At 60.6% G+C, this 24,926-nt stretch carries 18 protein-coding genes; 2 read left to right on the forward strand and 16 right to left on the reverse strand.

Going from position 1 to position 24,926, the window contains the following annotated elements:
- Positions 1 to 7: 7 nt before the first annotated feature.
- The 7 genes from BXA00_RS28815 to BXA00_RS09385 form a co-directional block, all read right to left on the reverse strand.
- Positions 8 to 196, reverse strand: a complete 189-nt coding sequence (locus tag BXA00_RS28815) for a hypothetical protein (protein WP_231952238.1) — start codon at positions 194 to 196, stop codon at positions 8 to 10.
- Between the two features lie 327 nt (positions 197 to 523).
- Positions 524 to 1,723: a M20 aminoacylase family protein gene (locus tag BXA00_RS09360; RefSeq protein WP_076518265.1), complete on the reverse strand. Its 1,200-nt coding sequence runs from the start codon at positions 1,721 to 1,723 to the stop codon at positions 524 to 526.
- 111 nt (positions 1,724 to 1,834) lie between these two features.
- Positions 1,835 to 2,851, reverse strand: coding sequence for an ABC transporter ATP-binding protein (locus BXA00_RS09365; RefSeq protein WP_083714226.1), 1,017 nt, complete (start codon positions 2,849 to 2,851; stop codon positions 1,835 to 1,837).
- Positions 2,848 to 3,843, reverse strand: coding sequence for an ABC transporter ATP-binding protein (locus BXA00_RS09370; protein WP_369825602.1), 996 nt, complete (start codon positions 3,841 to 3,843; stop codon positions 2,848 to 2,850). The genes BXA00_RS09365 and BXA00_RS09370 overlap by 4 nt, the downstream gene beginning before the upstream one ends.
- Before the next feature lie 21 nt (positions 3,844 to 3,864).
- Positions 3,865 to 4,791 (reverse strand): ABC transporter permease, encoded by a 927-nt coding sequence (locus BXA00_RS09375; protein WP_076518269.1) that lies wholly within the window; start codon positions 4,789 to 4,791, stop codon positions 3,865 to 3,867.
- Positions 4,788 to 5,762, reverse strand: a complete 975-nt coding sequence (locus tag BXA00_RS09380) for an ABC transporter permease (RefSeq protein WP_076518271.1) — start codon at positions 5,760 to 5,762, stop codon at positions 4,788 to 4,790. The genes BXA00_RS09375 and BXA00_RS09380 overlap by 4 nt, the downstream gene beginning before the upstream one ends.
- 21 nt (positions 5,763 to 5,783) lie before the next feature.
- Positions 5,784 to 7,370: an ABC transporter substrate-binding protein gene (locus tag BXA00_RS09385; RefSeq protein ID WP_076518272.1), complete on the reverse strand. Its 1,587-nt coding sequence runs from the start codon at positions 7,368 to 7,370 to the stop codon at positions 5,784 to 5,786.
- Positions 7,371 to 7,486: 116 nt separating this feature from the next.
- Between BXA00_RS09385 and mnmE the strand changes: the two genes are divergently transcribed.
- Both mnmE and BXA00_RS09395 read left to right on the forward strand, forming a co-directional pair.
- Entirely contained in the window at positions 7,487 to 8,839 is a 1,353-nt protein-coding gene (gene mnmE / locus BXA00_RS09390) for a tRNA uridine-5-carboxymethylaminomethyl(34) synthesis GTPase MnmE (protein WP_076518274.1), read from the forward strand.
- 183 nt (positions 8,840 to 9,022) lie between these two features.
- Complete coding sequence (locus tag BXA00_RS09395; RefSeq protein ID WP_076518275.1) at positions 9,023 to 10,228, forward strand: integrase arm-type DNA-binding domain-containing protein; 1,206 nt, start codon at positions 9,023 to 9,025, stop codon at positions 10,226 to 10,228.
- A gap of 178 nt (positions 10,229 to 10,406) precedes the next feature.
- Here the strand turns inward: BXA00_RS09395 and brxL are convergent, their stop codons facing one another.
- From brxL to brxC, 9 genes are read right to left on the reverse strand one after another with little or no spacing between them, the layout of a single operon-like run.
- The gene (gene brxL, locus BXA00_RS09400; RefSeq protein ID WP_076518277.1) at positions 10,407 to 12,485 is read right to left on the reverse strand and encodes a BREX system Lon protease-like protein BrxL; all 2,079 of its coding nucleotides are present in this window, start codon (positions 12,483 to 12,485) and stop codon (positions 10,407 to 10,409) included.
- Positions 12,486 to 12,497: 12 nt separating this feature from the next.
- On the reverse strand, positions 12,498 to 15,005 hold the full coding sequence (pglZ, locus tag BXA00_RS09405; RefSeq protein WP_076518279.1) for a BREX-1 system phosphatase PglZ type A: 2,508 nt from the start codon (positions 15,003 to 15,005) through the stop codon (positions 12,498 to 12,500).
- Between the two features lies 1 nt (position 15,006).
- A complete protein-coding gene (gene pglX / locus BXA00_RS28820; protein WP_156902779.1) occupies positions 15,007 to 16,776 on the reverse strand; it encodes a BREX-1 system adenine-specific DNA-methyltransferase PglX in 1,770 nt (589 codons plus the stop codon).
- On the reverse strand, positions 16,773 to 16,997 hold the full coding sequence (locus BXA00_RS09415; protein ID WP_076518282.1) for a hypothetical protein: 225 nt from the start codon (positions 16,995 to 16,997) through the stop codon (positions 16,773 to 16,775). The genes pglX (BXA00_RS28820) and BXA00_RS09415 overlap by 4 nt, the downstream gene beginning before the upstream one ends.
- The gene (locus BXA00_RS09420) at positions 16,990 to 17,544 is read right to left on the reverse strand and encodes a hypothetical protein (RefSeq protein WP_076518284.1); all 555 of its coding nucleotides are present in this window, start codon (positions 17,542 to 17,544) and stop codon (positions 16,990 to 16,992) included. The genes BXA00_RS09415 and BXA00_RS09420 overlap by 8 nt, the downstream gene beginning before the upstream one ends.
- Entirely contained in the window at positions 17,541 to 18,686 is a 1,146-nt protein-coding gene (locus tag BXA00_RS09425) for an ATP/GTP-binding protein (RefSeq protein ID WP_076518285.1), read from the reverse strand. Before BXA00_RS09425 ends, BXA00_RS09420 begins: the two co-directional genes overlap by 4 nt.
- Complete coding sequence (gene pglX, locus BXA00_RS09430; RefSeq protein ID WP_076518286.1) at positions 18,683 to 20,494, reverse strand: BREX-1 system adenine-specific DNA-methyltransferase PglX; 1,812 nt, start codon at positions 20,492 to 20,494, stop codon at positions 18,683 to 18,685. Before pglX (BXA00_RS09430) ends, BXA00_RS09425 begins: the two co-directional genes overlap by 4 nt.
- Positions 20,494 to 21,354: a DNA damage-inducible protein D gene (dinD, locus tag BXA00_RS09435; RefSeq protein ID WP_076518287.1), complete on the reverse strand. Its 861-nt coding sequence runs from the start codon at positions 21,352 to 21,354 to the stop codon at positions 20,494 to 20,496. The genes pglX (BXA00_RS09430) and dinD overlap by 1 nt, the downstream gene beginning before the upstream one ends.
- Before the next feature lie 19 nt (positions 21,355 to 21,373).
- Positions 21,374 to 24,919, reverse strand: coding sequence for a BREX system P-loop protein BrxC (gene brxC / locus BXA00_RS09440; protein WP_076518288.1), 3,546 nt, complete (start codon positions 24,917 to 24,919; stop codon positions 21,374 to 21,376).
- Positions 24,920 to 24,926 lie beyond the last annotated feature (7 nt).

Here is a 24,926-nt window from a genome sequence, read left to right on the forward strand (position 1 = left end):
AGGCGTTTCAACCGCCGCGCGACGCGGCGGCGCCGTCAAAGCCATCGACGATGCCGGGCTGCTGCGCGATGGGAACGTGCCCGTCCGCCATGGCAGGAGTGGGTGAGGCCAGTGCAAGCACAGCAAGTATCAGCGCCAGGCCGGCGCCCGTCGCGGTCTGGACCAGCCGATCCCGTCGCGTGGAGGACAAACGCATGGCGCTCCTTGTGGATAAGTGGACGGGGCGCGATGGGCCAGCAGGCAATTCGATCAATGCGCCGGGGCCGGTCTCGCGCTGCGGGTGCGCCACCGCCTGGATTCGTGGGGCGGCGTACGTTGCGCGCCGCGAGGCATTGCTCTGGGACATCGATCGCTCCAATTCGCCGTGCGGCATCGCAGGGATAGTCGATTATGGAAAGCGCGTCCGGTATCTCAAACGAAGTTATGGGTGTTTGATCAGAGCTTCACGTCATATGGCAAAAAGCCGCGGGACGCGCCCGCGGCTTCAGGTTGAACCGCATATAAGCAAATAGCGTATCGGTCCTTACCGGGCCGGCATGAACGCTTCCACCAGCTTCACCCAGTACGTCGCCCCCACCGGCAGCAGCGCATCGTTGAAGTCGTAGTTGGGATTGTGGAGCTGGCACGGACCCATGCCGTGATAGGTCTCCATGCGATGGTCCCCGTCGCCGTTGCCCAGGAACAGGTACGCGCCCGGAATGGCTTCCAGGAAGAACGAAAAGTCCTCGGCGCCCATGAAGGGCGGCATGTCGCGCAGCACGTTCTCGGCGCCGAACGTGTCTTCGGCCACCTTGGCCGCGAAGGCCGTTTCTTTTTCCCAGTTCACCAGCGGCGGATACGCGCGCACGAAATCCAGCTCGCCCGTACCGCCATACACCTGCGGCAAGGTGGTGGCGATGCGCCGCATGTCGGCCTCGATCTTGTCCAGCGTCTCGACCGAATAGGTGCGCACCGTGCCGCGCAGCACGGCTTCGCCAGGTATCACGTTGTAGGCGTCGCCCGCGTGGATCTGCGTGATGGACAGCACCGCCTGCTCCAGCGGATTCTTGCTGCGCGAAATAACCGTCTGCAGCGCGTGCACCATGTCCGCGGCGACGATGATCGGGTCCACCGACGCATGCGGCTGCGCCGCGTGGCCGCCGACGCCCTTGATCACGATGTCCCAGCGATTGCTCGAGGCCATGGTCGGACCGGACCGGAACCCGAACTGGTTGACCGGCATGCCAGGCATGTTGTGGATGCCGAACACGGCATCGCACGGAAATTTATCGAACAGTCCGTCCTGCATCATGGCGCGCGCGCCGGCGTTGCCGCCTTCTTCAGCGGGCTGGAAGATGAACACGATCGTGCCGTCGAAATTGCGATGCGTGGACAGGTACTGCGCCGCGCCCAGCAACATCGTCGTATGCCCATCGTGGCCGCAGCCGTGCATGCGGCCGCTGATGGTGGACTTGTGGGCAAACCGATTGTGCTCCGGCATGGGCAGCGCATCCATGTCCGCACGCAGGCCGATGGTCTTGCCGCCGCTGCCGGCGCGCAAAATACCCACCACACCGGTTTTCCCCAGCCCCGTGTGGACTTCCAGTCCCCAACTGCGCAGGCGCTCGGCCACCAGGTTGGACGTGCGCGTCTCCTGGAACGCCAGTTCCGGATGCGCATGGATATCGCGTCGCAGGGCGGTCAGGTCCCCGTGCACGCGTTCGATTTCGGCAATGGTTTTCATGGCTGTGGATAAGCGGTGTGGGTTGAGGGATGGCGCACGCGCAAACGGCTTGCTGCTGCGGGAATTCTCGCGCCGCCCGGCGTGCCGCGTCCAGCCCTTTTTCGGCGCAGGTCAGGCGGCATCGTTCAGATGGCAGGCGCTGTACTGGTCTGGCGCGACCTCCCGCAGCAGCGGGCGTTCCGTCTTGCAGCGCGGCATCGCGTGGGGACATCTGGGGTGAAACGCGCACCCCGTGGGCGGATCCAGCGGCGAGGGCAGCTCGCCCTTGATGGGCTGGTACGTGCGGCGTCCCGGGACCAGCGTGGGCAGCTCCTTGAGCAGCGCCTGGGTGTAGGGATGATTGGCGCGCGTGAATACCGTGTCGGTGTCGGCCAGCTCCACGATGCGCCCCAGATACATGATCGCCACGCGATCCGAAATGTGGCTCACCACGCTCAGGTTATGGCTGATGAACAGATAGGTCAGGTCCAGGTCTGCGCGCAGGCGCTCAAACAGGTTCAGCACCTGCGCCTGGATCGACACGTCCAGCGCCGCCACGGCCTCGTCGCAGACGATCACCGAGGGCCTGAGCGCCAGGGCCCGCGCAATGCCGATGCGCTGGCGTTGGCCCCCCGAGAATTGATGCGGATAACGCTGTGCAAAACTCGGATCCAGCCCGACCTGGCGCATCAGGCCGGCCACGTACTCGGTCTTGTCGCGTGAACGGATCAGACCGTGCGCCGCGGGCGCTTCACCGATGATGTCGCGCACACGCATGCGCGGGTTCAGCGACGCATACGGATCCTGAAAGATCATCTGCACGCCCAGTTCGTAGGCGCGTCGCGCGGGGCCCTTCATGGCGTGCACGGGCGCGCCCTGGTAGTGCACCTCCCCCGAGGTGGGCGGCAGGATGCCCGACACGACGCGGCCCAGCGTGGATTTTCCACAGCCCGACTCGCCGACGATGCCGATCACTTCGCCGGGCCTGACCGCCAGGTCCACGCCGGCCACGGCATGCACGACCTGCGTCTTCAGGCCCGCGCCCAGCAGGTTCGCGATGCGGCCCGCCAGATCCACCGGCTGTACGAAGCGAAGTTCGACCTCGCGCAAGTCGAGGATGGGAGTGGCGTTGCGCTGTGCGACGTTCATATCGTGTCCGGTCCTGCATGCCAGCAGCGCACCCATTGCGCCGGGCGGACTTCCACCGGCTGCGGCTCGACCAGACAGGCGTCCGTCGCGCGCGGACAGCGTCCGCGAAATGCACAGCCTTGCGGCAGGTTCAGCAGCGACGGCGTCATGCCCGGAATCGGCACGAGCGGCTTGCCGCGGGACTGCGGCGTGGGAATGGAAGCGATCAGCCCGTGCGTATAGGGATGCATCGGATGGCTGATGACGGCCTCGGTGCTTCCCGTCTCCACGATGCGTCCCGCGTACATCACCGACACGCGGTCAGCCAGGCCCGCGACGACCGCCAGGTCGTGCGTGATCCAGATCAGGCCAGTGCCGGTCTCGCGGCAGAGCTTTTGCACCTCGAACAGGATCTGGCCCTGTATCGTGACGTCCAGCGCGGTCGTGGGCTCATCGGCCACGATGAGACGCGGCGAATTCAGCAGCGCGATGGCGATCGCCACACGCTGGCGCATGCCGCCCGACAACTGATGCGGATAGGTCCGCAGGCGCTCCTCGGGCGACGGAATCCCCACCATGGCCAGCGTCTGCAGCGCGCGCTGGCGCGCCTGTTCGCGCGTTGCCTTGCCATGCGCCTGCACCGCTTCGATCATCTGGGTATCCACGCGCAGCACGGGATTGAGCGTCATCATCGGGTCCTGGAAGATCATCGCGATCTCCTGCCCCCGCAACTGGCGCCAGCGCGCGGGCGACGCCGCGCGCAGGTCCTCGCCATTGAGCAGCAACTGGCCCTCGACAATGCGCCCCGGCTCGTCCAGCAAGCCCATCAATGAAAAGCCCGTGATGCTTTTGCCCGACCCGGACTCGCCCACCAGGCCCAGGATTTCGCCTTCGGCCAGCGTCAGGTCCACGCCATCGACGGCCTTCACCACGCCGTTGCGCGTGAAGAAATGCGTCTTCAGCCCATGCACTTCTAGGATAGGCCGGGCAGCGGTCTGCGGGTGTTGTGCCATCTGTGCCTGCATCGCTCGTCCTCAGTTCGCGTGCCGCGGATTGAGCACATCGCGCAGGTGATCGCCCACCAGGTTGATGGCCACGATCGCCAGCGCCAGCGCGATGCCGGGAAAGAACGAAATCCAGTACTGGCCGGACAACAGATACTCGAAGCCGTTATAGATCAGCATGCCCAAGGACGGCTCGGTCACCGGCACGCCGACGCCCAGAAACGACAGGGTCGCTTCCAGCGCGATCGCGTGCGCCAGGTCGATGGTGGCGATCACGATGAGCGGCGGCATGCAGTTGGGCAGCACATGGCGAAACAGCACGCGCGACCACGACAGCGACATGCAGCGTGCCGCCTCGACATATTCCTTGCCGCGCTCGACCAGCGCGGCGCCCCGCGCCGCGCGCGCGAAATAGGCCCACTGCACGACGATGAGCGCGATGATCACCTTATCCACACCCTTGCCCAGGATGGCCAGCAGCATCAGCGCCACCAGGATCGCCGGGAACGACAACTGGATATCCACAACCCGCATCAGCAGGGCGTCGATTCGCCCGCCGAAATACGCGGCGATCAGCCCGACGGTGGCGCCGATGCCGAAGGCCGCCAGCACCGACACGGTCGCCACCATGAGGCTGGTGCGCATGCCGTAGAGAATCGCGGAAAAGAGGTCGCGCGCCTGCCCGTCGGTTCCCAGTAAGTAGCGCATCGAACCGTCGCCGCTTTCGCTGCCCGGCTTGAGCTTCGAATCCATGATGTCCAGGCTGGCCAGGTCATAGGGATTCTGCGGCGCGATCCAGGGCGCCAGCACCGCCGCCCCCACGATCACGACCAGCATCACCAGGCCCAGCGTGGCCAGTTTGCTGGCAAAGAAATCCGCGACGAACCGCCGCCAGGGCGATTGCTCCTTGGTGGGGGTCGGGGAGGGCGTCGGGGCGACGGCGGCGGGCGTATTCATCGGCGGCTATCCAGGCGTACGCGGGGGTCCAGCACCGTGTAGATGATGTCCACCACCAGATTCAACATGACCAGGAAAAAAACAATCAGCAGCAGGTACGCCACCACCACCGGGCGATCCAGGTTGATGATGGAATCGATCAGCAGCTTGCCCATGCCCGGCCACGAAAACACGGTTTCCGTCACGACGGCGAACGCCATCACCTGGCCGAATTCCAGGCCCGCCACCGTCACCACCGGAATCAGGATGTTCTTGAGCAGGTGCACGCCCAGCACCCTTTTTTCGGACAGGCCCTTGGCCCGCGCGAACTTGATGTAGTCCATGGGCAGGGCTTCGCGCGTGGCCGCGCGCGTCACCCGGATGATCATCGCGCACTTGGCGAAGGCGATGGTGGCGGCAGGCAGGGCCAAGCTCAGCCAGCCGTCGAACGTCAGCACGCTCAGCTGCAGCGAACCGATGCTGACGGTGTCGCCGCGCCCCCCCGCCGGCACCCAGCCCAGCATGACCGCAAACACCATGATGAGCATCAGGCCGACCCAGAAATTAGGCAGCGAGAACCCCAGTACGGAACCGGTCATGATCGCGCGCGACCCCACCGCCGCGGGCTTGAGGCCCGCCAGGATGCCCAGCGGCACGCCGATCAGCACCGACAGCAGCATCGCCACGCAGGCCAGCTCCACCGTGGCCGGCATGCGCTCCAGGATGAGGTGCATGGCCGGCTCGCCGGTCAGGAAGCTGTTGCCAAAATCGCCGCGCACCGCCTGGCTCATGAAGATCAGGTATTGCCGCCACAAGGGCTGGTCCAGCCCCAGCGACGCGCTGATCGCGGCGCGCTGCGCCTCGGTGGCTTCCGGGCTGGCCAGCATCGAGACCGGATCGCCCACCATGTAGATGCCGGCAAAGACCAGCGCCGACATGACGAGCATGACGACGATGGTCTGCAGCAGCCTTCTGACGATAGTTGCAAGCACGAGATATCGCCCGCTGCGCGCTTACTTTTTCAGCGTTGCGTTCTGCGCCAGCGTGACCTGGTCCGGACGGCCCTGGTAACGGATGTCGTTCTTCATGGCCCACACCGACAGTTCGAAATGCACCGGCAGCATCGCAAAGTCGTCCATGGCGATATTGCTGGCCGTCGCCAGCAGCTCGGCGCGCTTGGCGTCGTCCATCGTGGACGAGGCCTGCTTCACCAGTTCGTCCATCTTGGGATTGGAATAGCGGCTGCGGTTGGTGGTGCCCTGGCCGGCTTCGGGATTGCGGGTCATCAGCAACGACGTCAGCGCATTGGACATTTCGCCGCTGGTCACCGACCAGCCCGCCAGATACGCCGAGAACGCGTAACTGTCGCGGTTCTTGAAGAACACCGGGGGCGCCATCGCGTCCACGCTGGTCTTCACGCCGATGCGCGTCCACATCGAAGCGATGGCCTGCGCCACCTTCGAATCATTCACATAACGGCCGGAAGGCGAGCCCAGCGTGATCGAGAACCCGTTGGGGTAACCGGCTTCCTTGAGCAGTGCCTTGGCCTTTTCGACGTCAGCCTTGGGCGCCTTCGAATGTTCCTTGCTGGACCCGAACATGGGGTAGGGCAGCAGGTTGCCCGCGGGCAACGCGACGCCGCCCATCACGCGCTCGACCAGCGCATCGCGATTGATCGCCAGCGACAGGGCCTCGCGCACGCGCTTGTCCTTCATCGGATTCTTGTCGGTGCCCTGCACGCCGGGCGAAGGCTCCGCGTACTGGTCCAGCGCCACGTAGACCACGCGGACGGACGGCGTTTCCTCGACAAAGAGCTTCTTGTCGGACTTGAGCTTGGGCAGGTCGTCGGTGGGGGGATCCTCGATCATGTCCACGTCGCCCGCGAGCAGCGCGGCCACGCGCGCGGCCGCATTGCTGATGGGGCGATAGACCACGCGGTCCCATACGGGCTTCTTGCCCCAATAGTTGTCGTTGCGCGCCAGCACGAATTCGGCGCCGCGCTTCCAGGACACGAACTTGTAGGGGCCGGTGCCGATGAGACCGTCGCCGCTGTTGAGTTCGGTCGTCGTCTTGCCTTCGGCGGCGGGTCCGGACGCCGCTTTCTTGGACATGATGGGCAACTGCGCCAGGTTGACGAGCAGATTGGGCGCGACGCTCTTGGTGGTGATGCGCACGGTCATCGGATCGACCGCCTCGGTCTTGGCGACGGCGCCCAGGTAGAGCGTGAATGGCGACGGGCTGTTGGGCACCTTCGGCACGCGGTCATAGGTGAACACCACGTCTTCGGCGGTGAACGGCGTGCCGTCCGAGAACTTGACGTTCGGCCGCAGCTTGAAGGTCCATACGTTGCCGTCCACGGTCCAGGACTCCGCCAGCGACGGCTGCGGCTTGAGCTGCGCATCCGTGGCGACCAGCGTGTCGAAGATGGTCTGGGAAATCTGCGTGTTGGGCGTCAGGGCGTGATACTGCGGATCCATCGATGAGGGCTCGGTCTTCAAGCCGATCACCAGATCGCGCGCCATGGCCGAACTGAAAGTGCCAAAGGCCAACGCTACCGCGGCTGCGCCGCAGGCCAACACACGCGAAAACCGAGATGCCATCGTGATCTCCCAGAGTTGTTTCGGGTTTTGAACCTCGGGGCCACAGTAACCAGCAAACAACGCGCCGCGCAACAGTTATATTCCCCTATTGTCCTAGCACCGCCATCCCTTCAGATATGTCCGCCTACGCCCCCATCGCCGCCATCGCCACCGCTCCCGGAAGAGGCGGCATCGGCGTCGTGCGCATTTCTGGTGCGGACCTGTCCGGATTGGTGCGTCGCCTGTTCCAGCGCGACCTCACGCCGCGCCACGCGCACTATCTGCCCTTCAAAACCGTGGAAGGCGAACTGCTCGACGAAGGCATCGCCATCTACTTTCGCGCGCCGCATTCCTACACCGGCGAAGACGTGCTGGAACTGCAGGGCCACGGCGGTCCCGCTGTGCTGCGCCGCGTGCTGGACAGTTGCCTTGCCGCCGGCCGCGAACAGGGCCTGCGATTGGCCGAGCCCGGCGAATTCACGCGCCGCGCTTTCCTGAACGACCGCATGGACCTGGCGCAGGCCGAAGCGGTGGCCGACCTGATCGAAGCCTCGTCCGTGGCGGCCGCGCGCGGCGCCATGGCCTCACTGTCGGGCGAATTCTCGGCACGCGTGAACGACCTGTCGGATCGCATCATTCATCTGCGCATGCTGGTCGAAGCGACGTTGGATTTTCCCGAAGAAGAAATCGACTTCCTGGAAAAGTATCAGGCGCGTCCCACCCTCGATGCGCTGGCGGCAGACCTGTCCGCGCTCATCGCCCAGGCACGCCAGGGCGTCATCCTGCGCGAGGGGCTGCACGTCGTGCTGGCGGGCCAACCCAACGTCGGCAAGTCCAGCCTGCTCAACGCCCTGGCGGGCGACGACATCGCCATCGTCACGCCCATCGCCGGCACGACGCGCGACAAAGTGGTGCAGGAAATCCATATCGACGGCGTTCCCCTGCATATTGTCGACACGGCCGGCCTGCGTGAAACCGAAGACACCGTCGAGAGCATCGGCATCGCCCGCACCTGGCAGGAAATCGAGCGCGCCGACGTCATCCTCCATTTGCAGGATGCCACCCAGCCGGGCGACGAGCTCGACGCCCAGATCACGGCGCGCCTGCCGGCACGCACGCCCGTACTGAAGGTATTCAACAAGGTGGACCTGCTGCCCGAGCCCTTTGCCGCCGGCCCCGGCGAACTGGGCATCTCCGCCAAGCGCGGCGCCGGCCTGGACCAGTTGCGCGCGGAACTCCTGCAGATCGCGGGCTGGAACCCCGGGGCGGAATCCCCGTGGCTCGCGCGCGAGCGTCATCTTCATGCGCTGCAGGATGCGGCCGAACACCTGGAACTGGCCGCGGCGCACGCCAGCCAGGACGACCGGGTGCTGGACCTGTTCGCGGAAGAACTGCGGCTGGCGCATGACAGCCTGTCCAGCATCACGGGGAAATTCACCAGCGATGATTTGCTGGGGGAGATTTTTTCTAGTTTTTGTATTGGGAAGTGAGATATGGTCCAAGGGCATCCACTGATGTCTGCCGATGTGGCTTTAATCCTTATAAATAAAGGGATTTTTGTCTACTGAGCGATTCGGTGATACAGTCAAAGCCATCGCTATTCGGGTCCATATATGGGTCCAAATTCACCGAATAGCCTGACTATTGACATTCATGGACCCAAAGGAGGGCCCATGTCTCTCACAGATACCGCACTCAAGGCGCTCAAACCAAAGGATGCCTCGTACATCGTCAGCGATGATCGCGGGCTGTACGTAGAAGTGCTGCCGAGTGGCAGCATCGTCTGGCGTTATCGCTATCGGCTGGATGGCAAACGGGAAAAGCTCACACTCGGTAAGTACCCGGCCCTTACCCTGAAGAACGCCCGCCTGAAGCGGGATGAGGCTGCTCACCAAGTGGCGATGGGTCAGTCGCCGGCAAAAAGGAAACAGCAGGAAAAAGTGGCCGGAGCAGAAGACGCCACCGTGGCCGACTTCGCCGAGCGCTTCTTCAAAGACATCCAGTCACGCGACCGCAAGGACGTAACTATGCCCCGCCGCTACCTGGAAAAAGACATCCTGCCGCACATCGGCAGCAAGCCGGTCAGAGACATCACCGCCGAGGACGTGCGCAGCGTCATCTGGCGCAAGAAGGAACAAGGTTTTGACGCCGCCGCTGGCCAAGTGCGCGGTCTGCTCAAGCGTATGCTTGACTACGCGCTGACCTGCGGCCTGCTCCAAGCCAACCCGGTCATGGCCCTGCCGATGCGGCATGTCTACCGCGCCGCTGCCCGCGAACGTGCGTTGACGCCAGACGAAATTCGGCAGTTCCTGCGCGCGATGCAGACCTCCAACATCCGCCGCCAGTTCAAGATCGCCTTCCAGTTGATCCTGATGACCCTGGTGCGCAAGTCCGAGCTGATGCTGGCGCAGTGGAAGGACGTGCATCTGGACGAAGGCGAATGGCACATCCCGATGGAAAACTCCAAAACCGGCAAGCCGCACATCGTCTACCTGTCCACGCAGGCGCAGACGCTGTTCAAGGAACTCAAGCCGCTGGCCACCAGCAGCGTCTGGGTATTGCCCGGCCGTGGCACCCTGGCCAAGCCCTTCGCCAACAACGCGCTGAACCAGGCGCTGAAGGTGTCATTGCAGGGGCAGGAGATCCCGGCCTTCACCATCCACGATCTGCGACGCACCGCATCGACATTGCTGCACGAACAGGGCTGGCCTTCGGATGTGGTGGAAAAGGCGCTGAACCACACCATCGGCGGCGTACGTGGTGTCTACAACCGGGCGGAATACGCAGAGCAGCGGCGGGAGATGTTGCAGGCGTGGTCGGACTACATCGATGGGCTGGCACCATCGGGGAATCTAGTGATCGGTGCCGCTTCAGCTTGAGAGGGCCTTTTCCTTTTCTGGGTAAGACCGTTGCCCCTTATACGCCGTTCCCTTGCCTTTTACTTTGCGTTTTGAAGCGTTTCCGTCGGGGCAGTTGTCAACCAATGGTTGACAACTACTTCAGATTCCTAAGGTTTGCAGGGGAAAACGGCTAACCGAGAGAGTCCGACCTGAGGCCCTATAACCGAACGTAGGTAACGTTGAATTCCTTGCATTGCCGCTGCTGCTGTAAACGGTTGGCGAAGTTGAACGCATCATTGAGTTCGAAGCGCTGGAATACATCCAGGCCGCGGCTGAGAACGATTTTCCACCCATGGTCCGTGGTGATGTCCCGGTCATGTTTGGTGCCGCTGGTATCGTAGGCCCAGGTGAACTGAATGCCGACAGTCGCACAGGCATCCGCGATTTTCTGCAAATTTTCCGTCTGGCGATCCCCGTTGAATTCGTCTTCGACGGTAACGACATGCACAGCGACTTCATCCTCGGGGCCATGAAGTTTGCTGACGGTTTCCATCAGCTCCATCAGGTTGCGAAGCTGGTGGAACATGCGTAAGTAAGGGTCGGTCACGACGATCCGCTTGGCTCCAGCCAGATACGCGCCGAACAAGCTGTCAAAGCTCACGCCACGCTGGTTCTCCTGAAAAACCAGGTGCTGCTCTTTCAGGGGGTTGTCAGTGGTCTTTGAGTGAGGTGGCTGCTCGACTGCCGGCACGCCTTGAGATGGCTCGACCGCTGCTGAAGCGTCCTGTGCGCCGGTTATTGTCTCGGCCGAATCATCGACCGCCACACGGCGGTGATACTGGTTTGGGTACTCGTCTTCCTCTAACGTATGCACCAGGCGTTGCTGCCCAGCCGCATCCGAATAGGCAAAACGCACTTCTGGATAGGTCGCATCAATGCGCAGCAATTGGTCCTTGACCCGCTTTCGCCCTTCGATGGCACAACGCAAGACCTCTTCGATCTCAGCATCGCTCGCCTGCCCGTCAGGGAACAAGAGCTTCATCAACCCTGAGAAGGTTTTGTTGATGCCGTCGCGGTCTCGCGTGGAGATATCGTCACCCAGCGTGAATAGCGCTTTGTAGCGGTCCGAGTAATCGTGGCTGCGCAGCGAGCGCAGGATCTCGGCCAGATAGTCGACCACGAACCCATAGCCCGCAGAGAACATCTCTGCACGAATCACGTCTACCTCCCAGCCCGGGATATAGCTGTGGATACGATCGAGGAAGGCGGAATCGTGGAATTTCTCCGGCAACGGATCGAACAGGTCACTGTGCTTGAGCATGTAGGGCACGGTATGGTCGGTGTTGCCAACAAACACCATGCTCGCTTCGGCCCCGAGCGTTTCCACACCACGCGAAAACGACTTGTTGGCCATGTAGTTCTTCATGATGTCCACCAGCGCCTTGTCTACGCGCTTTTGCTTGCCGGCGAACTCGTCGAAGGCCACCACGTCCCAGTAACCCACCAGCCCAAGCTTGCCGGTGCCGTTGTGAACGAACAACTTGGGAACCGTGACTTCACCGCCAGAGATCAAGATGCCGTGCGGCGAAAATTCCGAGTACACATGCGACTTGCCCGTGCCTTTGGGCCCCAGTTCGATCAGGTTGTAGTTGCGTTCGCAGAACGGAATCAGGCGAATCAGTTGCAGCAGCTTGTTGCGCTTGCCGAACATCTGCGGGTTGAAGCCGATGCTCTGGATCAGCAGGTCGATCCACTCGTCGGTGCTGAACTGTCGGCGGGCTTCCAGGTAGCCGTCCAGGTCGAAACGGGAGATCTGGATCGGCTTGAGCGAGGCCAGTATCCAGGGCGAGGCTGACTTGTCTTCGGTGTATTCGTATTCCAGATCGGCAATACACCAGACGCCACCCACCAGCAATTTCTGATGCGATTTCACCGTGCCGGAGTCGATCAATACCTTTTTGATGCCCAGGTTGGCGAACTCGGCCTCATAGACGTCATCTTTTTCGTTGAGCGACACACTGATGCGGTCGATCACTTTGTGTCGACCGTTTTCCTTGATCGTCGAGCGCACCAAGCCCGCTTCGTTGCGGTGCACATAGTGCTTGCGCAGGATCTCCCGGACCGTATCAATGCCGGTCTGGATGGTGGCCTCGTCATTGGTCGCGCAGTACTGCCCCAGCAAGTACTCCAGCACATACGTGGGCACGATGGCGTTGCCCTTGACGGCTTTCACCAAATCCTTGCGCACCACCAGGCCGGCGAAATGCTGGTTGATCTTGTCATCAAGCTGGGTCATGGCCGGTCTCGCCTAGAAATCGAATTCGCTGGTAAAGGATCGGCGGATGGTGTAGCGCACCGCCTTGTACTTGGTGTAATGCGAAGTACCCTCGACGGGCTCCTCAAGCCGCAACTCCACCTGCTGATTGTTCGCTTCGTCGGCCTTGCGGCTGAGCAGTAGGCGCAGCGGCAATTCGCGCTCGCGCGGGTTGTCCGAGGTGAAATCGAACCGCAGCTCATGCTGGTCAGAGATCAACTCACCCGCGAGCGTGTACAGACCTGCTCGCAAATGCCGAGGCTGACGTTTCTCCGTGATGGCTTCACGCTGGTACAGCACCGCGGCCAATTGCCCCGTGGTGATGGTCTTACCGCCATCGCCAATGAAATCCACCTCCACGCGGCCTACGTCGCTCTGGCGCTTCTTGTTGATGTGCAGCAGAGGGATCACCACCTCCTGCAAGGTGGCTCCGCCATGCACGAACCGGCTACCGGAACCCTTGAGCCGCAAGCGGTTGACGGATTTCGGGATCTGCACTTCCAGGTTGCCGTCCAGCCCCAGTTGCGCGGGCTGGAAGGTCTTGAAGCCTGCCCCTTCGCGCAGGCCCTTGCCCAGCACGAAGCGCCGGTCGCGATAGAGAATCTGTTCACCCTCTGGTTCGCTGCTGAGGAAGTCGCTTTCCTGCAGCGGGTGATGCTGATAGATAAAGCCATGGTCTGCCGTCAGCAGCAGATTGCTGGCATTGGCGTTGAACAGCTTCTTGATCACCCGGATCAGCTCTTCCAGCGTCTCCTGCGCGGCGGCGAACACGCGCTCTTCGGTATCCCGAGTATCGCCGGTCTTGTCGATCAGGTTGTGATAGACATAAACGACATCATGATCGCGTACCAAGGCGCGGGAATCTTCCTTGCCCATGGCCAGCACGTCCTTAGCCAGCGCTACCGTTGAGGCCGGTGCCGCAGCGGCCAGTATCCTGCGCCGGTTGGCCGAACCCTGTGCGCTCTGGCCATCGACCAGCGCGTCACCACTGTCGCCGTCGGCCAGTGCAAGGCGCGTGTTCGGCAGCAGCGCCGCCATGCCCAATTGCGTGTAGCTGGGCAACATCGACAGCATCGGCTCCAGGCTGGCCTCGTACTTGTCTTCCTGCCGGATCAGACTCTGCAGCTCTTCACCCACCTCGTAACGGAAGGCATCGGAAATCAGCACGCACACCTTGGCCTTGCGCTCCAGAAAAGGCTGGACACAGCGTTTGGCAAAGTCACGCTGCAGCGGTGCTGACTCCACCTTCCAATGCTGCGCGGCGTCCACATGCTGCTGCCACTGGTTGTTGAGGCGAGCCAGGTAGTTGGTACTGTACAGGTTCTCGATGCTGGTTGCCAATTGCCCAAGCAGCGACGCCTGCCCAGATTCGCGCAAGTGATAGATGAACTTGCGATAGCGCTGATCCAGCCGAAACCAGTGGGCTGCGTACTTGCGCACACCGTCATCCAGCGAGCTCATCTCCAGCGGCGTCGTGTCCAGCAGATGCATGAACTGGGCGGCGTGTTCCAGTGCCAGATACACCTGTTCGAAATTCTCGAACCAATGGCTCTGCCGGCGCTGGCGCACCCATTGCTCCACTTCGGCGGCCGTGATGGTACGCGCCACCACCGCATGCACCAGCTCGCTGAGGATCTTGCGATCGATCAGCTCGAAGTAATCCAGATCTGCCAACTGGCGATAGTCCAGCGCCTGCAGTTTCTCGTTGATTTGCAGGATCTCGGCGCATCGCTCAGACAGTGCCTCGAAACTGGCTTTGTGCGAGCGGCTGTCTTTCCAGCGGCGCAGGAACACCAGCGACTCGGCGGACAAGGTACTGGTGTAGGAAGCATTAATCCCGGTCAGGAAACTGTTCTTGAACAGCTCGATGACAAAATCCTGCAGGCCCGGCTGCTGCGAGTCGTAACCATAGGCGCGCTTCATCTGCTCCCAGAGGTAGCCCTTCAGGCTGGAACGTTCGACCAGCTTGATGCGTGCATCGCCCTCCTGCGCCAACTCAGCCAGCAGGGTTTCCAGGATAACGTCCAGGCGGGGCTCGCAGCCCGCGCACACGGCCAGCATCTTGCGCTGCAACTGCGGCTGCGAATCGCCGCGTTGCAACAGCTTCAGCAGGGCTTCGCGCCGCCTGGTGGACTCGAAGAAAGCCTTGTGTTCCTCCAGCAGCACATAATCGTTCGGCCCCAGGCCCAACTCCGCCAACCACAGGGCCACTTGATCGGTCTGGAAGGTACGGCCGCTCGCCAACTGCACGTCCAGCAGCCAGTTGTCCAGATGGGCAGGCTCGGGCCCCTCCCGGTACAACAGGAACTTCTGCTGCGCCTGCTCACGCAGCACGCGGTACTTCACGCCGAACTCGTTGTTGGCCAGTTCGATCTTTTCCACCTCGGGCAGTGTCAGCGTTTCGAACTCGCCCCGGAACTCACGGTGCGTGTCGTACCAGAACACGATGCGCTGCTTGTCGAACAGGTTGGTCAGCGCCTCGTGGATTCGGCTGTTACTCATATCAGTCCTCGTCCTTGGCCGCCAGCCCCGGAATCTTCTTCAACGCGGTACCGAACTTCAGGTAATTCACCTTCACCCCATCATCCAAGTCGATCTGCACCTGCTCGGTGGCCAGCGGGTACAGCACGTCGCGCTCGTAATCCTCCAGCTCGGCCAACACCTTGCCCAGGCGGTCAGCTTCCTTCAGGGCGCGGGTCTTGTCGCCCTGGCTGCTGTCGGGGTTGATGCTGATGGCGGTCTGACGATTGCGTTCAGAAGTGAGCTTTTCACGGTAGTCCTGCAGATAACGCAACACCACGCTCACGGTGTCCGAGCGATAGCGATGCATGTAGATCAGTGCGTTGAAGCTGCCCTTGGGGCTGGAGAACAGCCAGTAGATCGGGCGCTTCTTATAACGCTTCAAATGATCGGCATAGAACTCGCCCAACAGGTAGTCGCGCAGGCTGTAGTTGCGCTTGCCCTTCACATTCAGCGCCTGCTCGATGAAGGCCAGATTGTCTTCGTAATGCGGATTGCCAAACGCCACGCGCAGGAACTGGCGCACGCGCAAGGTGATGTCATCGGCAAACCAGTCGCCATCCAGCATCGGGACCACGTTGTCGTCATCCACCGGGAAGCTGGGGTCAGGCACCTGCGCCAGATAGTCGGCCAGCGCCTCACCTTGGTTGGCCAGAATCAGCCCCGGCTTGTCCAGGCTGTAGCGACCGACCATGCAGCCCACGGCATAGCTCACCAGCTCGCGCATGGTGTCGGCCAGCAGCAGGGCTTCCAGCTCTTCCTCGCTCTTGTCGCCGCCATAGCGGTAGTACGGGTTGCAGGTGAGCGTGATCTCTTCCAGCGGCACTTCGGGCGTCAGCTCGTCCTGCAGGCCGTAGGCGTCGATGAAGATGCGGTTGTTCTCTTCCTCCAGGCGCTGCATTTCCTGCGACATCTCGCGCCAGCGGGTGCGCAGCTTCTGGTAGCGGGCCTTGAGCGTGGGTTGGCAGTGGTCGGGGTGTAGCAGAGGGAGAGTGGTGAAGTCCCAGGAAGTTTCGTAGGAATCCCAATCCAACTTAGAGTGCTTTATCAAGTCCTCCGTTGGGAATTTGGAATTGATGAATTTCGAATAATCAAATGGCAATTTCTCAAGCTCGTAAGTATTAAAACTTAGCGTGGGGCACAAAACTTCCAGCAGGTTGGTTGCAACCTTTGAGCACAAAAAAGAAAGCGCCACCCTCTCTTCTTGGCGTGTCTTTCCAAAAGCGGATCGCCCAGTGTCGTCAAATACAAATCCCTTTGGTCGATATCGAGCATTAAATAGCCCAGAGCTGATTTTTGGGTAAGTTAAACCTTCCCTGAAATAAAATTGTGTGTTTTGAGGGCGTGATTTTAATCTGCCACCGGCATCCTTAAATTCCTTTATTTCTGAGCCATCATTTTCCCAGTTAACGACTACTTCATGGTTTCCGTACCACTTCCTAAAAGTCCCGCCGCTATGGCATGGGAACCACTTCCCCCCACTTTTGACGAATGAGTCTTGGGGCTTCGCGAATTTTTGATTGCCAATCTCGTGCCAGTATCGTTGAAACCTATCGTTATCACCAGTGAGAAGTCCAGAGCGAAAACTTATTCTACGAGATATCAATTCTCCTTGAGAAAATGAGTTTCTGATATTTACCCCTAATGAATAGGTTATTGGACTCCCGGGGATTTTATTAAAATCTGTTGTGGAGGCTCGAAAAAAATATCTCTCAATTCCCGGGTTGCGGCTGATGTTTTCATTCTCACTCATTCTGCTTCTCCCGCCGGCAACACCTTGCAGCCAACATCAATCTCAAATCCATCCGGCACCGGCCTAAATGACTTGTCCGGCGAGCGGTGGTTACTCTGGAACTGGCACAGCGCCCGAACGTAGATCTGGCCGATCACGCAATAGTCGGTAACGCCACCCTTGATGCTCATCGCATCGCGCATCCAACTACCCCTGGACAAACCACCGATGTAATTAAGCATGTTCCGCTTCCGCTGGTATAGGTGCGGCTGGCATGACGCGACTTGCAGGCCACCTTGGGAATACTTCGTTCCATTTTTCCAGATTCACCACTTGACAACTTTTCGCCAGCGCTTGAGTCCAGCGCCTAGGTTTCTTCCCGACGGGCAGCTCGCGCTTTAGCTCATTGAGCATCCTGCTATTTAGGGCATTGTCGAATGTCAGAAAGCAGACGTAATGGACCGGCTTATCGACTTTCCCCTCCGCATAACGGTAAAGATGCGAATCCCTGAATTTGTATTTCAGGTAGCCTTTAAGCCACTTAAAACTATCCTGGCGCGCCTGGCGTTCATCATTATTCGTGGCCTTCACCACGTCATACGCAGACGGATCGTCATAGTCCTTTATTTCGACGTAAACATACGCTGCATCGAATTCTGCGACGATATCGACACCCTTCATCGGTGCGCCGTGGAATGTTGGCTTGCTGCTATCCCTCTCATCGAATACATAGGCATCTATCGCATCAGAAAAGCGAAATTCGAAGCCATCGGCAACAACGACTTTCATTTCCCAAGCCCCCCCATGTCATTCTCGATTTCTTGATTGATGAGATAGCCAAAAGCGTCATCAATGGGGTTGGGAGCAATGTGAAGATAATCGTCAGTCGTCGATATTTTTACGTTTCTTGTTGATGAATCGCGATAAAGGCTGAAGAATCTCACTTGATCCTCTTTGCCCTTGTCCATCAACAGGTCAAACCACTTGAGCAGCACATAGTCATGGGTAGCAAGGATGATCTGCTGGCCGTTTCGGGCCAGTTCCAACAACACCTGCACCAGATCCTTCATCAGCTTGGGATTGAGGTTGGATTCGGGCTCATCCCACAGCAGTGGACCAGTGCTGCCGGGGTTAAGACTGCCATTGCTGAGGAGGCGCTGAAGCACGCCAATTTTGCGGAATCCCTCGGCCGTCATGCCGCTGGACAGGTGCTGTTTGCTGCTTGGCACGAATTTCCATTCGGTGCTGTCCTGGTACATCTGCGCGTGCTGGGCTTTGCTGCGCGTGGCAGGATCCTTCTCCACGTAGCGGCCAGCCTCGAAGACGAAGCGGCCGTTTTCCAGCAGGTATTGCCCGTCAATCAGATTGGTCAGGCCAGGCACGATGCTGGAAAAGCGTGGATTGAGTTGAACTTTAGCGTCTTGGTCGGATGTGCCTTCTTTGGCCAACTGTTTGGCCAGATCCAGATAGCCGTCGTCAAAGATGCGTTCGATGGTGGGCAGGTCTGGCTGCTCAGCCGTAAGGCCGCGCACCAGTGACAACACCTCTTTGGTCGGAATGAAGATGGCGGGTGCCGGCACATCACCGCTGGTAGCGGTGACCTTGGCTGCGGTGTCCTTGCCATAGAACTTTGCTGTGATCACTTGCCCTGATGCAAAGGTGCCTTTGAGAACTGACTTCCCTCTTGTCCCAGCGCGGCGCAGCCCGCCTACCTGCCCGCTGAGCGGGTGGTAGAGGCGGCACAGCTTGCGGGCCAGTTGCTCATCGGCCTGTGCGCCATGGGCTTCCGCGCCATTCAGGGCCAGTATGGCTTTGAGCAACTGAGTCTTGCCCGTACCGTTTTCGCCGATGACGATGTTGATGCCTCGCGAGAAGTCAATGCTCAGGTCGGTGAAGGCGATGAAATTTTTGAGGTGCAGCTTGCTGATCATTTCACCCTGCCTTGTTCGATAGCCTTGGTCAGCATTTCCATCTTCTCCGCTTCCGAGTTGCCATCCACCAGTCGCAGATACGCGCCTCGATAGTCCGGCTTGTGTGCGTTCTCCAGCACAAAGGCCGTGGTGGAAACGACTTCGCCGCCAATGCTATCGAAGGCCCGCGCCCCCAGGTGTGCCATGGAAAGAATGGTGTGCTGATTGAGGATGCGACTACGCAGTGCCTCGAACGACGACAGGAACATCCAACTCTGCATGGTAATCATCGCCACCGCACCACCGGACAAGGCCATGTCCAGGTTGCGTTCGATGAACATCGCAAACAGGTCGGACTTGCTGTTCGGGTAGTTCGCCTTTGCCCAAGCCCCCAAACGTCCATTCATGCCCTTGCCACCCATGTACGGTGGGTTGGCAACGACCACGTGATAACGCGGACTCAGGTAATCAGCCATGCGCAGCACCGCCAGTACCTTGCGGTGGGTTTCGGCCAGGAACAGGCTCCCGCCCATGTCCTTTGCTTCCAGCGTGACCAATGTGTCGGTCACGCTGGTCAGCTTGGGCTGGATCAATGATCCGAAGTTGTCGGCCTCGCCAAACTGCTCCAAGGTGCTACGCAGCTCGCGGGTGAACAGGTCACGGCCCACGGCATCCATGTACTCATCCAGCTCTTCGCTGCTAAAGCTGACGTTCTCCAGCACGCAGATATTGGGCTTGACCCGTTTGTTGAAGAAGCGGCGCTGGCGGGTGCGGGCTTTCATGCTCAGCGCGAAGGCCGCCAGTTCACCAGCGCGCTCGTCCAACTCGATGCCGTACAGGTTGTGGGTGAGGATGAGCTCCGGGATCTGAGCCGGATCGAAACCTTCCTCTTCGTACATGGCATAGAGCAGGTCGAAGGCGTAAGTGAGCATGTGACCGGAGCCACAGGCCGGATCGCACACCTTGATGTCCTGCGGGCTGTTGATCTTGAGGAAATCGGTCTCGGGCTTTTCCGGCGGGATGTAGTAGGCCATCTGCCCGGCAAGCTTGGATGCGGGGCGATTGAGCAGCCACAGTCGGCCCAGCGAGTTTTCCACCAGATAGCGCACGATCCAGTGCGGGGTGAACAGCTGGGTGGCAGCGGGAATGTTTTCCGGTGTGATCTTCTGGTTCTTCTTCAGCCCTTCGAAGACGGCGTCCTTCTTTTCTGAGATGTAGAACTGGTACAGCCAACCGATGACTTCCACGCTTTCGCAGGCATCGGGCGTCATGGCCTCGCGGGTGTAGGCCAGGATGGCGTTGCCCGAGAGCAGGTCGTCAGGCATCAGCAGCTCGGTGTAATCGTCGATGCGCTGAAACAGGAAGGGCATGGCCTGATGCCAGGCATTGCAGGCGGCGACCACCAGCAGGCGGTAGGCCTCGCCCTGGCCGTCATGGCTGGGGGCGCGGCCTGCCAGCAGATCGGCGATTTTCTGCCGCGCCTTGGGTGGCACCATGTCTTCGTCGATATGGCCCATCTTGGCTTCGAGCAGAATCTCCGGCTGGAACTGGCCTTCGGCGGGCGACACCACGCCAATGCGCGTGTAGCGGTTCACATCCATGAAACGCAGGGCGCAGAAGCGGTTGAACCATGTGTAGGCCACGCGCTCGATGACCGGATCCTGGCCACCGCTTTGCGCAATAGCTTCTTCCAACTTCTTCACAGCTTGCGGGCTTTCGCGCCGGGCCGCGCTGTTGAGCGACAGCACTAGGGTCAACTTGGCGCTGACCTGCTCACGCAGCGTGCGGCGGGCAAACTGGGCGAATTTCTTGAGTTTGCTGGTGTCCATCAATCGGCCTTCTTACCCGGCAGCTTGCCCGAGCGTTTTTCGAGTTTCTTTTCGTCAGACTTCACCCGTCGCTCCAGCTTCTTGATGTCCTCTTCCGCCGGCAGGTGCTCCGGTTGGATGCCGCGCTGCCCGAGCATGCCGCGCACGCTGAGGTTGTTCTGCACGTGTTCGTCGGTGATGCGGGTTTCGCCGTGCAGATTCGCCTGTTGCACATTGTGGTTGGTCATCTCCGTGGCCAGGTTCTTGGCCGCGATGGTGAGGGTTGGCAGGAAGTCCGCCAGCGGCCGGGCCGGGGCAACTCCCAGACGGTCTTTCATCTCCTGAGTGCTGTTGCCGCCGAACAGGGCGGTATCGCCCCTGGAGCGAATGCGACCGAAGCCAGCGTCGTCCACGCCCCGTTCATAGATGTTCTGGGACAGGGCTTTTTCCGATTCGCGCAGGCGGTCGCGTGCATCCAGGCGAGCCTGCAGACGCATGCGTTCCTCGATCAGTTCCTGCTTGCGGGTCTGGGTGGCGAAGTAACTCTGGGCGAACGCGATGGCTTCCTTGCGGGGGTCGCCGTTCATCGCCACGAGGTAGCAGGCGTAGCGGGTGAGCATGAAATCGTCGACCGGGCGCTCGGCACCGCTGCCAAGAGGGACCATTTTCGTGACGCCACGAAAATGGTCGTCCACGCTGTAACCCGTTGATTCACAAGCCTCCATAGCCCGCCGAATGGCGGTCATGAAGTTCTCCCAGCGGGCATAGCCGAGGGGTTCCTGCAGGTCGCGGGCGTACCAGAACTCGATGTTTTCACCGGGGATCCCCTGCGCCAATGCATCGAGATGGTTTTGCATGCGCTGGGTGACTTCATTGGCCATGTTGCTGTCTCCCTTTGCCTCAGATCTGTACCCGATTGCCGGCCTGGATTTCCTTCAGCCAGGCTTCACGCTGCTTTCGCAGGTAGTCGTCCAGCTCGGCCTCCGACGCCAGCCACGGCTTGGCATAGCTGACCTTGATGGTGCGTGCGGCTACCAGCTTGGGCTCAGGGGTTGGCGTGGATGGAGGCGTCGCACCACCGGGGCCAGGTGATACGGGATGTGGCGCAGGATCGGGCGGTGCAGGCCGGGCAAGTTGTTCCAGTTGCAGCAGGAGCCGAGGGTAGTCCTCGTCTTCAAATCGGCGCAACTGATCGCGGATCATGGCGATGCGCTTGTGGGCCTGGATGCTTTGCCGAGCGTCGCCGAAGGGCTGAATGAGCCGCTTGCGGTCAGTCGGGTTCAGTTGGCCAAATTCCGTCGCGTCTTGCAGGCGCTGTTCCAGCTCCACAAGGCGATCATTGGCTTGTCCCTTTTCCTGCGCGAGATGCTGCTCAATGGCGTGCTGCAGGGCGTCCAACTGCGGCTTGAGCTGTTGCAGGCGGTTGCCTTGCCAGGGACGGCTGTCGGTAAGCAGGGCACGCACCGCCTCGACTTCGGCAGCGCCTACGTAGGCGAAGTTGTCTTCCTGCTCGGCAACCAACTGACGCGCCTGGTCGAAGATGGCCTTCTGCGGGCTGTACATGAAGCGCCGCAGCGGGTCGATGGTGTTTTCCTTGGTGTCCAGCAGTGCATCTTCAGCCCGGGCCAGATCCGTCAGGAACCAGTTCGGGTTTTTGCTGGCTATGTCCTTCAAGGTGGTCAGCACCGGCGCCAATGCGCTCAGGAAGGGGTATTGCGCTTTTTGCCCGTGCAGGGCGCTCAATTCGGTTTCCAGCGTTTTCAGCGCATCGACGGTTTCACGGGCCAGTGCCCGGGCTTCGTTGCCGGCGGCGGGCTGGTCGAAGAACTCGGCGTAGAACTCCTTGAGCGTGCGCACCTGCGAGGCGCTGAACTCGATCTGCGGCTCCAGCACCAGCGAGGGATGGGCATGGGTATTGAGCAAGCCGCGCTCCAGCGCATCGTCTTCAAGCGGATTGCTGTCCTGCCGAACCTCGACCTTGCCGCGTGCGCACAGCAGGGCCAGGTTGCACAGGATGGCGGCGTGATACCAGCCGTAGTTCTTCCGCTCGAAGCGCTCAAGCAAGCTCTTGACCGTAGTGCGCACGCCGCCACGGGCATTGCTCTGGATGAAGGCCAACAGCTCCTGCTCCGGCTCGGTCAGACTGGCGGCGTCGTTGGCCAGCAAGCCGTCCTTAGCCATGCGCAGGTGTTTGCCGATATCGGCTTCGGCAAACACCACGTCGTCGCGCAACATGCGCAGGTTGGGGTAGGCGGTCTGCACCAGTTGCTCGAATCCCTTGAGCACGCGGGTCTGGCCATCTTCGCCACCAACGTCCACGTCTGACGCGTTGATGATAAGCCTGGCCTTGCCCAGCAGTGCACGCGCGCGAACCTGTAGATCGTTCAGGCGCTCGGTGTTCTGGGAACCCTTGGCATCGAGAATACGTTTGACGGTTTCTTGCTGGGTATTGCTGTTCTGGCGGATGTATTTCTCGGTGCGTTTATGCATGGCCAGGTCTTGCATAAAGCGCACATCGGCCGGCAGGACCACCCGCAACTCATCGCGCCCCATGCTTTGCATGCGCTGCTGCGTGAGGAATCCTTCGGAATCGTCAAAGCCATCGGTCAGCGGCGAGATGACATGGATGGCCAGTTCGTGCTCGCGGCTGAGCACCCGATCGTCGAGCTTGCGGGTGTAGGGGTAGTCCTGACCGGTGCCGTAGCGGATCTTGCGTTGTTTGATGACACCGTCGAACAGCAGCTTTTCAAGCTCCTTGGCCAGATCGGCGTTTTCGATGTCGGTGTTCTTGATTTCCTGTTCGACGTCTTTTTCTTCGTCGGTCAGGTATTCATAGACATCACCATTGCGCTGAATGTAGGTCTGCTGCTCCAGCAGATTGAGCGCCGCTTCGAGCTTCTTGTGCTGGGCGGGAATGTCCTCGCCAAAGCGCTCCAGCATCAGCACGCTCAGGTTGCGTGGTGTGGCTTTGAACTCCTTGACGTACTTGACCAGGAACAGCGCCTTGAGCACGCGCACGGCGTATTCATCGTTGAGGTTACGTTCGGCCACGTTGATGGCGCTCTGGATGCCGCCTTTCAGTGCACTGCGGATGCCTTCGAACATGCGGTCGAAAGTGGCCAACTGACCGACCGATTCGCTCTCGATTGCCATGGCGACATCGCGAAACACCCCAAGCATGGAGCGCTCGCCGACCGAGTTGGCCTTGCCTTCGAAGCCGTTGTGCAGCGACAGCCCGCGAATGGCGGCCTGGAACAACGGAAATTGGTAGGGAACGAAGGGATAGGCGTAGATGAAGTGCTCTTCATCGCGGAAGTTCTGATAGCGCTGGCCGCCATCGGCAAACTCGAACAGGGTCTTGAAGTTGTTGACCTGCTGCGCATACACGCCCTGCAGCAACTGGCGACCGTCATCGTTTTTAGCCAGCAAGCGCTTCTGGATCACCTCGGCCACATCGGCACTGGTGAGTTTGAGCCGGTTAGCAAAGCGGGCCTGGATCTTGGAAAAGTCGTTGCTTTGCTGCTTGCTCATGTCGCCCAGCACGTCGGTCATGTCCTCCTGGGCGGTAACGATGATCCAGGCGCGGCCCTGGCATTTGGTGGCCAAGCTTTCGGCCACTGTCTGCAGGTTGGTCATGAGCTTGGTGTTGTCGGCGATGTACTGCCCGACTTCGTCAACGAAGAAGTTCAGACGGAAGTTGGCCGGTTGCTGGTCCAGCCAGGCTTTGACCTGATTGCCGAAATCTTCGATGGACACACTGTACTGGCTGCGGTATTTGTCCAGGATGCCCTTGGCATGCGCGGCGTCTTCGCCGGTGACCTCGGCGTAAGCCTTGGCGATGTTGCTCGATTCAAGCAGGGCTTGTTCTCGGCCCCGTTCCCACGGTTTGTTGGCCAGGGCCTGGTAGGTTGCCTTGAAGGCCTGAAACTGGCCGCGCCCGTCCAGGTCGCGCTCAAACTGCGCGATATAGCCCTGCTTGCCGTAGTAGCCGCAGGTTTCATTGAACACCTTGACGAATACCGACAGCAGCGCGTCGACCTGTGTCTTGCTGATGATGTCGGCCTTCTGGTCAATGTTGAACAGAATGCTCTTGGATGGGATGGCAACGGCCTGCTTCAGCTTGGCGCGCAGCAGCTCGTCGTCGGGATGGATCTTGGGCAAGAAAACATCCAGCGCAGTACTGCCGTCGACTTCCCTGTTTTCCAGCAGCAGGGCCAGCATCTTCAACAAATGCGACTTGCCCGAGCCGAAGAAGCCCGACACCCACACGCCGTTGGCGACCTGATAGTCGGTATAGGCTTCCAGGAATTGCTCAAGGCGCTTGGCGACTTCGTCGGTCAGCACGTACTCGCTGAGCTCCGTGTGCAGGCTGGCCTCATCGTCTGCCTTGATGACGCCTTCGATCGGACGGCTGACCGGGCGCTTGAAAATGCCTTTGAGTTCCATAGGGTGC

This window comes from Achromobacter sp. MFA1 R4 (assembly GCF_900156745.1).
In the GTDB taxonomy this organism is placed as follows: Bacteria; Pseudomonadota; Gammaproteobacteria; order Burkholderiales; family Burkholderiaceae_B; genus Achromobacter.

Excerpts from the sequence above, each read along its gene's own strand:
- BXA00_RS28815 (WP_231952238.1), bottom strand. The coding sequence starts at position 196 with ATGCGTTTGTCCTCCACGCGACGGGATCGGCTGGTCCAGACCGCGACG.
- BXA00_RS09360 (WP_076518265.1), bottom strand. The coding sequence starts at position 1,723 with ATGAAAACCATTGCCGAAATCGAACGCGTGCACGGGGACCTGACCGCC.
- BXA00_RS09365 (WP_083714226.1), bottom strand. The coding sequence starts at position 2,851 with ATGAACGTCGCACAGCGCAACGCCACTCCCATCCTCGACTTGCGCGAG.
- BXA00_RS09370 (WP_369825602.1), bottom strand. The coding sequence starts at position 3,843 with ATGGCACAACACCCGCAGACCGCTGCCCGGCCTATCCTAGAAGTGCAT.
- BXA00_RS09375 (WP_076518269.1), bottom strand. The coding sequence starts at position 4,791 with ATGAATACGCCCGCCGCCGTCGCCCCGACGCCCTCCCCGACCCCCACC.
- BXA00_RS09385 (WP_076518272.1), bottom strand. The coding sequence starts at position 7,370 with ATGGCATCTCGGTTTTCGCGTGTGTTGGCCTGCGGCGCAGCCGCGGTA.
- mnmE (WP_076518274.1), top strand. The coding sequence starts at position 7,487 with ATGTCCGCCTACGCCCCCATCGCCGCCATCGCCACCGCTCCCGGAAGA.
- BXA00_RS09395 (WP_076518275.1), top strand. The coding sequence starts at position 9,023 with ATGTCTCTCACAGATACCGCACTCAAGGCGCTCAAACCAAAGGATGCC.
- brxL (WP_076518277.1), bottom strand. The coding sequence starts at position 12,485 with ATGACCCAGCTTGATGACAAGATCAACCAGCATTTCGCCGGCCTGGTG.
- pglZ (WP_076518279.1), bottom strand. The coding sequence starts at position 15,005 with ATGAGTAACAGCCGAATCCACGAGGCGCTGACCAACCTGTTCGACAAG.
- pglX (WP_156902779.1), bottom strand. The coding sequence starts at position 16,776 with ATGAGTGAGAATGAAAACATCAGCCGCAACCCGGGAATTGAGAGATAT.
- BXA00_RS09415 (WP_076518282.1), bottom strand. The coding sequence starts at position 16,997 with ATGCTTAATTACATCGGTGGTTTGTCCAGGGGTAGTTGGATGCGCGAT.
- BXA00_RS09420 (WP_076518284.1), bottom strand. The coding sequence starts at position 17,544 with ATGAAAGTCGTTGTTGCCGATGGCTTCGAATTTCGCTTTTCTGATGCG.
- BXA00_RS09425 (WP_076518285.1), bottom strand. The coding sequence starts at position 18,686 with ATGATCAGCAAGCTGCACCTCAAAAATTTCATCGCCTTCACCGACCTG.
- pglX (WP_076518286.1), bottom strand. The coding sequence starts at position 20,494 with ATGGACACCAGCAAACTCAAGAAATTCGCCCAGTTTGCCCGCCGCACG.
- dinD (WP_076518287.1), bottom strand. The coding sequence starts at position 21,354 with ATGGCCAATGAAGTCACCCAGCGCATGCAAAACCATCTCGATGCATTG.
- brxC (WP_076518288.1), bottom strand. The coding sequence starts at position 24,919 with ATGGAACTCAAAGGCATTTTCAAGCGCCCGGTCAGCCGTCCGATCGAA.